Source organism: Chitinophaga sp. sic0106 (genome assembly GCF_019219075.1).
Lineage (GTDB): Bacteria > Bacteroidota > Bacteroidia > Chitinophagales > Chitinophagaceae > Chitinophaga.
In genome coordinates this window covers 104,100-118,150 of sequence record NZ_JAHUWJ010000007.1, presented here as the reverse complement: position 1 = coordinate 118,150, position 14,051 = coordinate 104,100, and the positions used below count along the sequence as shown (strand labels likewise).

General features: G+C 47.4%; 15 protein-coding genes and 1 pseudogene. 7 read left to right on the top strand and 9 right to left on the bottom strand.

Annotated elements, in window-relative coordinates; translation table 11 throughout:
* Positions 1-8: 8 nt before the first annotated feature.
* From KW844_RS12520 to KW844_RS12480, 9 genes and pseudogenes are all read right to left on the bottom strand, one after another.
* Positions 9-350 (bottom strand): hydrogenase maturation nickel metallochaperone HypA, encoded by a 342-nt coding sequence (locus KW844_RS12520; RefSeq protein ID WP_218377076.1) that lies wholly within the window; start codon positions 348-350, stop codon positions 9-11.
* A gap of 10 nt (positions 351-360) precedes the next feature.
* Positions 361-1,275, bottom strand: a complete 915-nt coding sequence (locus KW844_RS12515; RefSeq protein WP_218377075.1) for an urease accessory protein UreD — start codon at positions 1,273-1,275, stop codon at positions 361-363.
* Between the two features lie 10 nt (positions 1,276-1,285).
* On the bottom strand, positions 1,286-1,891 hold the full coding sequence (ureG, locus tag KW844_RS12510; RefSeq protein ID WP_255578397.1) for an urease accessory protein UreG: 606 nt from the start codon (positions 1,889-1,891) through the stop codon (positions 1,286-1,288).
* Between the two features lie 26 nt (positions 1,892-1,917).
* Positions 1,918-2,604, bottom strand: a complete 687-nt coding sequence (locus tag KW844_RS12505) for an urease accessory protein UreF (RefSeq protein WP_218377073.1) — start codon at positions 2,602-2,604, stop codon at positions 1,918-1,920.
* Between the two features lie 3 nt (positions 2,605-2,607).
* Positions 2,608-3,069 (bottom strand): urease accessory protein UreE, encoded by a 462-nt coding sequence (locus tag KW844_RS12500; RefSeq protein ID WP_218377072.1) that lies wholly within the window; start codon positions 3,067-3,069, stop codon positions 2,608-2,610.
* Between the two features lie 12 nt (positions 3,070-3,081).
* Positions 3,082-4,938, bottom strand: coding sequence for an urease subunit alpha (ureC, locus tag KW844_RS12495; RefSeq protein ID WP_304502630.1), 1,857 nt, complete (start codon positions 4,936-4,938; stop codon positions 3,082-3,084).
* A gap of 118 nt (positions 4,939-5,056) precedes the next feature.
* A pseudogene (ureB, locus tag KW844_RS12490) lies at positions 5,057-5,353 on the bottom strand (urease subunit beta); the annotation flags it as partial.
* Positions 5,354-5,384: 31 nt separating this feature from the next.
* A complete protein-coding gene (ureA, locus tag KW844_RS12485) occupies positions 5,385-5,690 on the bottom strand; it encodes an urease subunit gamma (RefSeq protein WP_073084946.1) in 306 nt (101 codons plus the stop codon).
* A 279-nt stretch (positions 5,691-5,969) separates the two neighbouring features.
* Positions 5,970-6,347, bottom strand: coding sequence for a hypothetical protein (locus KW844_RS12480; protein WP_218377071.1), 378 nt, complete (start codon positions 6,345-6,347; stop codon positions 5,970-5,972).
* A gap of 270 nt (positions 6,348-6,617) precedes the next feature.
* Between KW844_RS12480 and KW844_RS12475 the strand changes: the two genes are divergently transcribed.
* The 7 genes from KW844_RS12475 (at position 6,618) to KW844_RS12445 (ending at position 14,008) form a co-directional block, all read left to right on the top strand.
* Positions 6,618-8,768, top strand: coding sequence for a TonB-dependent siderophore receptor (locus KW844_RS12475; RefSeq protein ID WP_218377070.1), 2,151 nt, complete (start codon positions 6,618-6,620; stop codon positions 8,766-8,768).
* 9 nt (positions 8,769-8,777) lie between these two features.
* A complete protein-coding gene (locus KW844_RS12470) occupies positions 8,778-9,782 on the top strand; it encodes an ABC transporter substrate-binding protein (RefSeq protein ID WP_218377069.1) in 1,005 nt (334 codons plus the stop codon).
* Positions 9,779-10,468 (top strand): class I SAM-dependent methyltransferase, encoded by a 690-nt coding sequence (locus KW844_RS12465; RefSeq protein WP_218377068.1) that lies wholly within the window; start codon positions 9,779-9,781, stop codon positions 10,466-10,468. Before KW844_RS12470 ends, KW844_RS12465 begins: the two co-directional genes overlap by 4 nt.
* The gene (locus tag KW844_RS12460) at positions 10,465-11,472 is read left to right on the top strand and encodes an iron ABC transporter permease (protein WP_218377067.1); all 1,008 of its coding nucleotides are present in this window, start codon (positions 10,465-10,467) and stop codon (positions 11,470-11,472) included. Before KW844_RS12465 ends, KW844_RS12460 begins: the two co-directional genes overlap by 4 nt.
* Positions 11,472-12,248 (top strand): ABC transporter ATP-binding protein, encoded by a 777-nt coding sequence (locus tag KW844_RS12455; protein ID WP_218377066.1) that lies wholly within the window; start codon positions 11,472-11,474, stop codon positions 12,246-12,248. The genes KW844_RS12460 and KW844_RS12455 overlap by 1 nt, the downstream gene beginning before the upstream one ends.
* 24 nt (positions 12,249-12,272) lie before the next feature.
* On the top strand, positions 12,273-13,208 hold the full coding sequence (locus KW844_RS12450; RefSeq protein ID WP_218377065.1) for a helix-turn-helix domain-containing protein: 936 nt from the start codon (positions 12,273-12,275) through the stop codon (positions 13,206-13,208).
* An 80-nt stretch (positions 13,209-13,288) separates the two neighbouring features.
* A complete protein-coding gene (locus KW844_RS12445; protein WP_218377064.1) occupies positions 13,289-14,008 on the top strand; it encodes an SDR family oxidoreductase in 720 nt (239 codons plus the stop codon).
* Positions 14,009-14,051: the final 43 nt, after the last annotated feature.

Below are 14,051 nucleotides of genomic sequence, written 5' to 3'. Positions count from 1 at the left end.
TTACTTTTTTAAGTGAGAAATTCAACTTTGCTGATGCGCAGTTCTTCCCCCTGCACAATTTTTCTGGAAGGTGTACCACATGCGCACACGAACTTATGACGGATCACTTCAAACTGCTGATGGCAGGTTTCGCAATGCGCTATAATTGGTAGCAGCACTACTTCCAGGTCGATATGCGCCAGATGTGGCTCATCCCGTATCAGCGCTTCAAAGGCATTCTGGATCAGGATAGGTTGTACATTGCATAAAAGGCCAGCTTCCACCTGCACCTTAAGGATGCGGTCAAATTTATCCGGATGGCTCTCCTGCAGCGTATTGAAAATATCCCTGACTATCGGCACTTCATGCATAGCTTAATTTTTATTTTATCGCCACTGCTTTTTTGGTGCTAGGCTTTTTGGGCACCGGCATGGCTTTCTTTTTCACCGCCTTTTCAGGCGCTACCACGGGTGCTGGTGCAACTTGCGCTGTATGGTATTTAATAAAGCTCCAGCACATATCCCCAATGTTAGACAGCCACTCATGCATCGATTCCCCGCTGTCGCCCAAGGCTCTTATCAGCAGCGCATTTTTGCCGCATTGGGTAAACCCATAGCTCATGTCCACAAACTGCTCTGTCAGCACTTCATCCAGTTCTTCCTTGAACGCTGTGGCATACTCGGATACAATCAGCAGTGTGCCCTGGTGGGTATGCCCTTCCATAAACAGCATTTGCTCCAGTGGCTGTTTACGGGGCTCCATGAGCTGGTTGTCATAAAATATCAGCTTGCCTCCAACATATACTTTTGTTTGACTGTGCAGCCTGGAAAATTCAAAACGCTCCCCGGAGTGGATACGCCCGCCACCGATGATATCGCCCCATATCAGGTGGCCATTTGGCGCCACATCAATCAGGTTCTCCGTATGAAAAATGGCGTTTTTGAAGGGGATAGTAGGCATCGGCAGGTATTGCAACAGCGCGTGTTCATCCACCTTTACCTGCATTGCCTGACTCGCGCCTTTTTTCATAGGATGCACTTTGTTGAACGACTGCGTAAACAGCTTCATTTCCGTGTGGGCAGGGGAGTGTACGGTTACCTGCAGTGCGTCACCATCCATTACACCGGGGGAGTAGCACATCAGCATTACCTCCAGGTGGTTGTGCAAAAGCTTGGAGCCATAGTGCACCACTTTATAGGGAATGTCAAAATAACTGTTCACCAGCAGGGTTTTTGCCCCCTCCCGCTTGCAGCTAATGTCAACCCTGCTTGTCAGTGAATTATCCCTATTTATCATTGGCTATATATTATGCTTCGAGTAATGCGTATTTCTTAATCCAGGCTATCACGTCACCGAGTCCCTGCTTATCACGGATGTTGGTTTTGAGGAATGGTTTTTCGCCACGCATTTTTTTAGCGTCTCTTTCCATTACCTCCAGGCTTGCACCCACATAAGGCGCCAGGTCAATTTTGTTGATCAGCAATAAATCGGAACGGGTAATGCCAGGGCCTCCTTTACGGGGAATTTTTTCACCCTCCGCCACATCGATTACGAAGATGGTTACATCTGCCAGGTCCGGGCTGAACGTTGCCGCCAGATTATCGCCGCCACTTTCAATAAATACAATCTGCGTATCGGGGTGCAGTTTTACCAGCTCTTCCACCGCTTCCAGGTTCATGGAGGCATCCTCGCGGATGGCCGTATGCGGGCACCCGCCTGTTTCTACACCACGGATTCTTTCTGCCGGCAGTTTGGAATTTTTGATCATAAACTGGGCATCTTCTTTCGTATATATATCATTGGTAACTACGCAAATGCTGTAGTCATCGCTCATTACGCGTGTGAGTGCTTCTATCAGCGCTGTTTTCCCGGAACCTACGGGGCCGGCTACCCCTATTTTTACATATTTCATTTTCACAAGAATTTAAAGTTTGATGATCAGGAGATGTAAATGCGGGTATACAGTTTTTCGTGCTGCATACATTTAATCTCTTGCCCTATACAACACAGTCCCAGCTGCTGCTCGTCCATGTCCTTTTGTTTATTTACCAGCTTCGTAATTACCGGCTGCAGCGCAAACAGTATTTTTTGACCGGCAGTCTGGCTGATGGGTACTGTTTTAGCGCAGTTAGTGATGATGCCGTTGAGGGAGTTATAATAAAAAGCACTTAATGCATCTTCAGTGGTAATGCCTGCTGCCTTTACATATAAACCAAATGCAATAGCGTAGTGGCCGTGCATTTCCCCGGTTTGAATTGCCTCCGCATACTTCCTGCACACAGGATACAGCTTCAGTTCATTAGCCAGTTTCAGAAAGCGGATGGCCAGCTTTTTACTGGCATCCCTGATTTCATAAGGTGCTTTTAAAGCTGTTACCAGTGTATCCAGCTCCGTTAGCTGATCCCATCCTTTTTTTCCGCCTGGCAGTGCCAGCGTTTTAAAGAGGAAGGCTGCATCGTTGTAATAGATGCTGTGTTCGAGCATTGTCCGCGCATATTCGGCAGCAGAAGCATTATCATGTACAATTCCTGCATTTACATAGGACTCCAGCCCATAGGAATGCGTAAAGCTTCCGATGGGGAACATAGAGTCGTTTACCTGCAACAGTGTTAATAGTTTCTGCATACATTAATCATTTGTAGGATGATTGCCGTGGCCATGAGCCCGCAGCATATGAGTCTGCAATAATTTGCGTTCTTCTATGCGGGGCTCATAACCGGCTCGCTGAAGCTGCATATACAGGGGCGATTCATACGCCACACTGATACTGTCTGCCTCATCGATGTAAATGGGGATATGTTTGTTGCCGATCTCAAAACAAATAATCCCCATTTCTTTCAGCGTTTTTGGCGTAAACACGATACACTCGCAGGGCTTAATCACCAGCTCTATGTACTTCTCGTCGTCCATCCAGAGGATATCGCCATCGGCCAGCGGAACGCGGTTGTGTTTTCTGATCACTATTTCCATTCCCGAGCGGGTAGGGCGCCTGATAATTGTTTTGGTTGTTTCATACCATTCAATTTCAAACACTTCTCTCGATCTGTTTCCGGTTACCGGATTTTTCAGTACTTCCTCAATAATGATCATCGCTATATTTTATTAGAACAACAGGTAACGCTGTGCCAGCGGGAGCACTTTCAAAGGCTCACAGGTGGCTACTTTGCCGTCTACTTTTACTACATATGTTTCCGGATCTACTTCCAGTTTAGGCATGGCATCGTTGTGGATCATGTCTTTCTTGCCCACGGTGCGGCAGCCTTTCACGGGCAGTGATTTCTTTTTCAGCCCCAGTTTGGCTATGTTGCCGGATTCTATGGATATTTTAGAGACGAAATTGTAGCTGGTTTGTGCTGTTGCGCCACCGTAGGCACCATACATTTTGCGGTACAGTACCGGCTGTGGCGTAGGGATAGACGCGTTAGGGTCGCCCATTTTGGATGCTACGATCATACCTGATTTGTAGATCATCTCTGGTTTAATACCAAAGAACTCCGGACGCCAGATCACCATATCCGCAATTTTTCCTGGTTCGATAGAGCCTACATATTCGTCAATACCATGCGCTTTCGCGGGGTTGATGGTGTATTTGGCCATGTATCTTTTTACGCGGAAGTTGTCGTGCCCCTGGCGGTTATCTTCCGGTAAAGCCCCGCGCTGTATTTTCATTTTATGCGCCGTTTGCCAGGTGCGGGTGATTACTTCGCCTACGCGGCCCATGGCCTGGGAGTCGGAGCTCATCATGCTGATGACGCCGAGATCATGTAATACGTCTTCCGCTGCAATGGTGGAAGGACGGATACGGGAGTCGGCAAAGGCCACGTCTTCCTTGATTTCAGGGCTGAGGTGATGACAAACCATCAGCATGTCAACGTGCTCCGCAACGGTATTATAGGTATAGGGTTTGGTAGGATTGGTAGAGGAAGGCAGGATGTTAGGGAACATCGCGATCTGGATGATATCCGGAGCGTGTCCGCCACCAGCACCTTCTGTGTGGAAGGTATGAATCACTCTTCCATTGATAGCTTTGATGGTATCTTCGAGGTAGCCTGCTTCGTTTAAGGTGTCTGTGTGAATGGCTACCTGTGTATCATATTTATCGGCTACGCGCAGTGCCATATCGATGGTAGAAGGAGTGGCCCCCCAGTCTTCATGCACTTTCATGCCCAGCGCGCCGGCTCTGATCATTTCGGCCTGTGCTTCTTCGTTGGATACGTTACCCTTGCCAAAGAAACCGACGTTGATAGGCAGCTCTTCGGAGGCCTGCAGCATCTTTTCCATGAAAAATTTACCAGAGGTAACAGTGGTGGCCAGGGTACCGTCGTTAGGGCCGGCGCCGCCGCCAATGAGGGTGGTAAGACCACTGTACAGCGCAGTGTCAATGATTTCCGGACAGATGAAGTGGATATGTGTATCGATACCACCAGGGGTAACGATATAGCCCCAGCCCCCATGCACTTCCGTGCCAGGGCCGATGATCATACCCGGCGTAACACCGTCCTGGGTATCAGGGTTACCAGCTTTACCGATGGCTTTGATCTTACCATCTTTTACCCCGATGTCCGCTTTTACGATACCCCAGTGATCGATGATGATAGCGCCGAGGATACAGAGGTCCAGTGCATCTTTGTCCATCGTGGAGGTAGATTGCCCCATGCCATCACGCACGGTTTTACCACCGCCGAATTTGTTTTCTTCTCCATATACCTGGAAATCTTTTTCTATCTCAATAAACAGCTCGGTATCGGCCAGTCGCATTTTATCGCCGGTGGTAGGGCCGAAGAGTGACGCGTATTTTTCGCGTTTGATGTATAGGTTGCCGTTTTCGAATCTTACTTCATTGCTGTTTTGTGCGAAGGCTTTGTTGAGGCCCATCACCGTGAGGCCGGCCGTGGTCACCCCTACGATCTTGATCCATTCCCGCCTGTTCCAGCCTTTCTTCTCTTTATTATCGGACATATTTTTTGATTTAATGAATAGTGAAATGTTTCAACGATGCCCCTTATTTGGCGCCTTTGAAATTGTTCTTCTTCGCTTTGGCTATCGCTTCCGTTTTAACGGTGTTGCTGGCAGCATTGCCATCGGTGAGGTTGTTGAACCCATGGATGTTTTTCTTGCCGCCAAATTCAACGAGTATCACCATCTTTTTTTCACCTGGCTCAAAGCGCACGGCTGTACTGGCGGGGATGTTGAGCCGCATACCGAAAGACTTGTTTCTGTCGAAATCCAGTGCTTTGTTTACTTCAAAAAAGTGAAAATGTGAGCCGACCTGGATAGGGCGGTCACCCGTATTTTTTACTTCTATTCTAACTGTATTCTTTTTAGGATTACAGATGATATCTTCTTTTCTCAGGATAAGTTCTCCGGGTACCATAATAGTTTCGTTTAACAGGTTTAGCAAATCGTTATCGGATCGGGTCATGAACGGTGACCAGCTTGTTCCCATCCGGAAACAGCGCTTCTATCTGGATGTCGTGTATCATTTCCGGAACGCCTTCCATGACCTGACTTCTGGATAAAAGTTTAGTGCCCCATTCCATCAGCTCCGCCACCGATTTTTTGCCATCCCTGGCCTGTTCCATGATTTCACTGGATATGTAGGCAATACATTCCGGGTAGTTTAATTTCACCCCGCGCTTTAGCCGTTTGGCAGCAAGCTCTCCTGCCTGGTGTAATAACAGCTTCTCAATTTCCCGGGTGGTTAGATGCATAGTAATTGTATTTTGTTATGATTGAATATTCTTTGGTGTCAATGCCTATGTAGCTGGACACAGGTAGGACAGGGACAGCCCGGCAAGGCTGAACTGGCAACGTTTTTACCCGTTACCCGTTATGGATATGAATAGGAATGCAGCAGGCAACAGTCTTGTACAGACTGCACGATACAACGCTTCCTGTGCGTTATTGGTAATGAAATAAATGAAAAAATAAAAATAGCTGGACGCAATAACGTCTTCTACACGTTATTCGCAAATGCAATGAAAATAAAATCAGGCTAAGAAAAGAAGGCGTTCCGGAGGCGGGGTAATGAGTTCAAGGGAATGATGTTCCAGATAAAAGGTATCTTCTCCCATAATATGCTGAACAGCTGTAAGAATGATAGTCACAGGATCTTTCCTGTCAACCAGGTATTCGGAAAATGGGGTGTCTTCTTCCACCCGTTCTTCGTTGAGGCCATTGCGCTCTTCGTTCAGGTCGGAATAAGCATCACTATCCGAATGATCGGCATTAATAGTATATGATTTTTTTTGTTCTGCCTGTTTGATTAAAATATCGGGCATACTAACAGTCACCCATGTGAATAACAGCATGGAGAGGATGGCAGAAAGTCGGCGTATAAACTGATATGTCTGTTTTGGTAACCGCATAGAAGTATGACTGCGTATGAATCGCAGCGAAAGTAGTAAAAAGTTATTAAACAACAAGAGCTTGCTAAATTATTTCTGATTTGTTTGTAATTCTTTAACAATTAATGAGGAATATTTTTCTGCTATGTGCTTTTTGTTTTCATAAAATAAACGACCTTCGTGTCACGAAAATAAAATTCTTGCTACTTCTACTAGCGCACATGGCTACACTCCGTTGACTCGCGGACTTCTACAATTGCCAATTTTACTGATTCACTTTACTATTTTATTATGCTACGGAAAACTATGCCCATAGCGGTGTTTAGCATTTTTTGCTTAACCGCTGCTGCGCAGGAAAAGGAAACTACAGATACATTAAAAGTACTGAGCCTGAATGAACTGACTGTTACCAGTAAATATTACAAAAAATATAACCTAAGTAAAATATCTTCCGATTTACGCCTGCAATCACCCTTAATAGAAACGCCGCAGAATATACAAATCATTAGTGCGGAAGTATTAAAAGATCAGGTAGTATATAATTTAATTGAAAGCGTAACCCGTAATGTGAGCGGTACTATGCGCGAAGAACTGCATAATGCCGTATCGCCTGATATCTACTCCCGTGGCGGATATATTAATGCACAACGTAATGGTGTAGACCTTCGGCCTTTAATCAAAGGGCCGCTCGGTGATGATGCCGCCATGATTGAAACCATTGAATTTGTAAAAGGTCCTGCAGGGTTTATGACGGCCCTCAGCGATCCTGCCGGCTCTTATAACATCGTTACTAAAAAACCGACGGGCATCAAAAAAAATACTTTCAAAATGATGTACGGCAGTTTCGATCTTTTCCGCGCGGAAGCTGATTTGGGAGGCCTGCTGGATGAGAAAGGGAAGTGGCAGTACCGGTTTAATATGATGGGCATGAGTACCAACGGATTTATGAAATTTGATAATGGTACCCGGCTGTTGATTGCTCCTGCTGTGAAATATGTAGCGAGTAAAAAAACTTCCTTTACCCTCGAATACATTTACCAGGGTATGAATTATATGTTGCTGAGTGAAGCCCAGATCTCCCCATATGGATATGGTACATTGCCACGGGATTTCTCCATATCAGATCCCAATACCAAACCTTACAGGGCAAAGGATCATAATATATTCTTTACCACTGAACATAAATTTAATGATAACTGGAACCTCACAGCCCGTATCAGTAATATCAATAATGAATATAATGGAAGTATCTTCTGGGTATACGGAAAAAATAATCACAACCCTGATATCCTAAACAGATATTATGTATATGATGGCGTGGGCTATAATACTTTTTCTGCGCAGGCTTATATACAGGGGAGATTCAATACCGGCCGTATTAAACATGCGGTGATGGGCGGCATTGATTTTAATGATAAACGCAACAACACCACTGATACTTGGGAAACGGCCAGCACCATTTATCCGCTGAGTATTTCCAATCCGCAATACAGCCAGGTAATCAATAACAACGGGATCGGTGGCTCTTTCGAATCTGAAAATGACATCTCCGGAGAAAAAAACCGGACTAAAGGACATTTATATTATATCTCCGCCTATGTGATGGATGAAGTATCGGTAACGGATAAACTGAAGCTGAACGCCGGGTTGCGTATGACGCAGTCCAACGCCGACTTTAACCAATACGGTACTAAAACAGCTGCCAGCGACCTCGTGGTAACTCCCCGTGTAGGCGTTAACTATATGTTGCTGCCGGCCATGAGCGTATATGCATTATATGATCACTCGTACCTGCCGCAGGCCGGTGTGGCCTATGATGGATCGCCCCTGAAACCGCTGACCGGCAAAAGTTACGAAGCCGGTATTAAAAAGGACTGGCACGATGGCACCTGGAATACCACCCTTTCTATGTACCAGATCTACCGTAAACGTACCATCCTGCGGGACCCGGTTTCCAATGCTATTTATCAGACAGGAGAAAACAGGTCAGAAGGGGTAGAGGTGGACGTCCGTGGACGGGTCACAAAGGGGCTGAACATCGTCATGAATTATGCCTTCACTGAATCGAAGATCACTAAAGATGAAAAGAACCCGGAGATGGTTGGCATGGCCACTCCTAACCGAATAAAACATATCCAGAACACCTGGCTGAATTATTCCTTACCTATCCGTAAACTGCCTGGTATAGCCATTTCTACCGGGTATCAGTATATGGCTGGCCGTGCGGAACGCTTCACTACCACTAATCCGGAAGCGCTGAAGGACTTCTTCCGCCTGGATGCAGGTATCTCTTATACAAAAAAGAAGTACAGCATTAACCTGATCGTCAACAATATCCTGGATGATCATTTATACAGCACCGCCTGGAAACGGAATGATATGTATTACTGGGTACAAACGGCGCCAAGGAATTTTCGTTGTGCCCTTACCGTTAATATTTAAAATGATTACATGAAGCAGTTATTGATTTTATTGGCGATGCTAGGGTATCTGTCGGCATGTACCAACAGTCACCATACACCGGCAGCAGCGGCCATCACGTTAACGGATGTACAGGGTAATAAAGTCAGCCTGGCTAAGCCTGCGGAAAAAATCGTGTGCCTTTTTGATCCCATGGTAGATGCGATGTACATGTTACAGATGCAGCATAAACTGGTGGGTATCCCGGCAGAAACCTATACGGATAAGGAACTGTTTACGCCTTATAGCCTCATCGACGAAAGAATAAAAAATAAGCGCCTGGCGACGCCGGGAACCAATGAAACGGCTAACCTGGAAAGTATCATTGCCCTTAAACCCGACCTGGTGATAGCACAGCACATGAATGCCGGTACCATAGAAGGATTGCAGGCCATGGGCATAGCGGTGTACCTGGCATCTTCCGAAAAGTACGAGCAGGTGCTACAGGAGCTGGAAGACCTGGGAAAACTTACTGGCGCTGTGGATAGGGCCAGTGAGCTGGTGGCATATACGCAGTCACAGTTTGATACTATGCAATCGGCCGCTGCGGCTATTACAGCAAAAAAGAAGACTTATTTCACCTGGGCTAATGGTCGCATATTTGCTACCACAGGGCGTAACAGCATGATGAATGATTGCCTGGAGATCGCAGGGGTCATAAACGTATGTACGGCACCGGTAGATCAGCCTAACATCAACGCAGAAACGCTGATCGGCTGGAATCCGGACATGATCGTGATGTGGAATGATCCGGCGGAATTGTTTTATGCAAAAAAAGAATTAGCCGGTATCACAGCGATTAAAAATAAAGCGATTCATCACCTGATGCCCATGTTTTTTTATAACCCCCATACGCTCAAATCATTGACAGCAGCAGTACGCATCAATGGATGGGCTACAGGTAGGTCCGACGCTGCTTCCCTGGAAGCAGTAAAAAAAATGATCATCACCTATTACGGAACAACAATCGGTAACCAATTAATCACTTTATTATGATGCAGGAAATATCAGCTTATTGGGATAAGCAAAGCGCTATTTGGAGCGCAGAAAAACAAACGGCCTGGACCCAGCCGGTTACAGCCGAATGGGGAGGGTATTTTAGGGAGATGCTACCGCAGCTGACCGGCAACAAGGTCCTGGAACTGGGCACTGCCTCTGGTTACTTCGCTAATATCCTGGCGATGGCGGGCTACGAAGTAACAGCAGCCGATATCTCTGCGAACATGATCGCAGAAGCTAGAACGGTGACGGCTGCACTTAATTTGCAGGTGGACTACCGCGTGATGGATGCGCAGGAACTTATTTTCCCGGAGCAGCAGTTCGACCTCGTATTTACCAGGCTGATGACCTGGACCATCCCGGATATCAACACTTTTTACAGTGAATGCTTCAAGGTATTAAAACCCGGCGGCCTGCTCCTGAATTTTGATGGTGATTTTGGCGCCTGCCAGTTCAGCCAGGAAGGACATGAGAATTATCCGGCCGATATTATGGAACAGGCAAACAGGATTAAGAGCCAGCTGGACATTTCAAAACATCAGCGGCCTGCCCGGGACCTGGAAGTATTGAGGGAAGTGGGGTTTGTGCAGGTAAGTGCTGATCGTTTGGAAGATCAGGCCTTGCGCCAGTCGCAGGGCACATCAGCACTGTTTGAATTGAAAGGATATAAGCCGTTACATTGAAACAAGGGATTATCTATTTAATATGTTACGCGCTGCCAGTGCCGGTTATCCTGCTTTCGCTTTTCATCGGTTCTACCGGTCAGGCGGATGCAGGTACGGCACTGGAACTGGCGTACAAGAGCGTGACTGCGGCAGGGCTGTCACCATCGGAGGCGGATAGCTGGGCGATGATAAAAAATATCATCTACAACGTGCGGCTGCCCCGAGTATTGATGACATTTTTAGTGGGTGCTGCCTTGTCGGTTTCCGGATCGGTGCTGCAGGGCATTTTCCGTAATCCGCTGGTGGACTCCTATGTGCTGGGTATATCATCCGGTGCGGCGTTCGGGGCTGCGCTGGCCATGACGTTTGTGTTGATTCCGGTGAGCCTGGGCGCTTTCGCCGGCGCCATACTGGCCGTGGCATTGGCCTACCTGATTGCGCGTTCAGGTTCCGGCATCGTTACGATTGTATTATCCGGTATGGTTATATCCGGTATGTTTGCAGCAGGACTGGCGATTGTGCAGTACCTCAGCAACCCCTACAAGTTGCAGGCGATTGTGCAATGGACGATGGGAAATTTGCATGCGGCCTCCTGGCAGGAGCTGCAGCGTGTATACCTTCCCGTGATACTGGGGTTGCTGATCGTATATATCTACCGCTGGCGACTCAATATACTCTCCCTGGGGGATGATGCTGCCAAAGCCACCGGGGTGAACCCTGCGCTGGATAAATGGATATTAATTGGCTGCGCTACCTTGCTCACTGCCATTACCGTGGCGGCGGTGGGGATCATCAGTTTTTACGGCCTATTCCTGCCGCATATAGTACGGATGATGCTGGGTGCGGACAACAGAAAAGCGATTCCTGCCAGTATATTCCTTGGCGGCACGTTTCTGCTGGTGATCGATAATTTCTCCCGTTCGCTCTTTGCGTTTGAAATTCCGGTAGGCATCTTCACCATGCTGCTGGGAGGACCGTTCTTTATTTACCTGATGCGTAAAAACAAATTAAACTGGAATTAATGGAATTGGCAATTGAAGTAAAGCAGCTGAATGTTTCTTACGGGAAGCAAGCCATTCTCCGGGATGTGAATGTAGGATTTGGGGAGCGCCGGTTTTCTGTGTTGCTCGGAACCAATGGCAGCGGTAAGTCTACCTTGTTTAAAGCCATGACCGGCTTACTATCCGGCTACAGGGGTACCGTGCTGGTAAAAGGTAAACATATTGGCGAGTTGAGCCATCAGCATAAAGCAAAACAGATTGGTTTTTTACCGCAGTTTTACCAGACGGTTTTTCCTTTTACGGTGGAAGATATATTGCTGACGGGCAGAGCGGCCTTTTCCGGCTTTTCCCCTCATCGGAAGGATAAAGTACTCGTAGGAGAGGTGCTGGCGGAATTGGGGCTGGAAAGGCTGCGAAATAAGCTCTTTCCGCAGTTGTCGGGCGGTGAGCAGCAGATGGTGATGATAGGCCGCTTACTCATGCAGGACCCGGAGATCATCATCCTGGATGAGCCTACCAATCACCTGGATGTATACTATCAGCAATTCCTGATGAATAAGTTAAAAGCCTTTGTGGGAGAGGGACGCACGGTGATTGCCATCATGCATAACCCTACGTTGGCATACCAGTTTGCGGATGATTTCTATTTTATGCTGGACAAGCAGGTAGTGCCGGCGTGCCAGGAGGCGGTGCCGGAACTGGATATGTTAAAGGCTGTTTTTAGTACGGATTTTTTGCATATACCGCATGAGGAGTGGAAGATTGTGTTGCCGGTGGGAGAAGGTGTGTTAAGATGATTTTCCTGGTTATCTTTACTGACCATGGCAAAGCAAATTTATACGCATAAAGGATTACCGCATTATACCCTGGCAAACTTTCGTCATCTCCACCGGGAGCCGGATGATAGTTCTTCCTTTGGTTACAATAACATCTCCCCAGAAAAAAAGATAAAAGGCTTTGAAATCTATTCCAGTGAAGGCCTGGTGCCGGCGGTGGGGCCGCTGAAATCAGACTTTTACCGGATGAGTATTACCCTTAGCGGGGGTGTGGATGTGCAGCTGGGGTTGGAGCAATTCCGGCATCAGCCGGGAACCATTAGTTTTACTTACCCTGGCCAGGTGTTTAGCAAATCTAATATTCAGCCGGAGACTTTTGGTTATTATGCCTTGTTTGAAGCTGACTTCCTGGGGAGCTTTTTACCACCGGACCAGTTTCAGGAGGAGTTCCCTTTTTTCAATGTGAATGGGCAGCTGTTTATACAGCTCACCACGGAGGAAATCACACAGGTAGCAGCGTTTGTTGCCAGGATCAATGAGGAGGTACAGGAGGTGAAGGCTGGGAGAGAAAATGCGGTGCGCATGTATTTCTATCTCTTGTTGCTGGAAATTAAGCGCAGTTATATCGCTCAGGGGTTGCATCTCACGCATACGGATACACGCACCGGATACCTTATTCCAAAATTTCATAAGCTGGTGAGTCAGTATTTCCTGCAAAAACGCAAGGTGGCCGATTATGCTGCTATGTTAGGCGTGACCCCTAACCACCTGAACCGGACCATAAAAGATGCCACGGGGCATACCGCCTCAGAGGCCATCAGCACCATGCTTATCCGTGAATCCAAGGCGTTGCTGCGCTATACGGACGATACCATCTCCCAGATCAGTTTTCAGCTTGATTTCAGTGACCCGGCGTCTTTCACCCGCTTTTTCAGGGAGCAGACGGGGCGGACACCACTGGATTTCCGGAAAAATGCATAATCAGGTTAATTCAATGCATAGATGCGTTAATAGTGTTCTGTTGTAATCATTCGAAATTTGCTGGTATAAAATTGAACATTATGCCAGGAAAATTTGAAAACAAGCGTGTAGTAATAGCAGGAGGTTCCACCGGTATCGGGTTTGCTACAGCAGCCCTGTTGGTAGCAGCAGGTGCATCGGTAACTGTTACCGGTCGCTCCACGGAGAAATTACAAGAGGCTAAGGCCGCCATTCCCTCGCTGAGCACGGTGGTGCTCGACAGTAATAACAGGCAGGAGCTGGATCAGTTTTTTGCCAGCCATGGAACCATCGATCACCTGGTACTGGCTCTCAGCGGAGGCAAAGGAGCGGGGCCATTTGCTACACTGTCGCTGGAGGAACTGCGAACCGGATTTGAAGGGAAATTCTGGCCGCAGTTAAATACGCTGCAGTCGGCCATCCCGTATGTAGATAAATCTGGCAGTATTACGCTTATTACCGCAGCTTCTGCTGCCATGCATGCACCTGGTGTGGCTGGGCTCGCAGCTATCAATGGTTCGCTAGAGTTAATGATTCCATCTATCGCAAAGGAGTTACAACCCTTACGCCTCAACGCCGTTTCGCCGGGAGTGGTGGACACCCCCTGGTGGGATGCCATGACGCCTGCCGACAAAGCAGCGGCGTTTACACATTTTGCTGCACAAACGCTTACCGGACGTATTGCGCAGCCAGAGGAGCTGGCGGATGCGATCCTGTTTTTGATAGGGAACCGGAATGTAACCGGAACGGTTATACGCTGCGACGGTGGCATCTCCCTCTAAAAATAAAGCGGGTGTATCAGATGTCTGATACACCCGCTTTCAT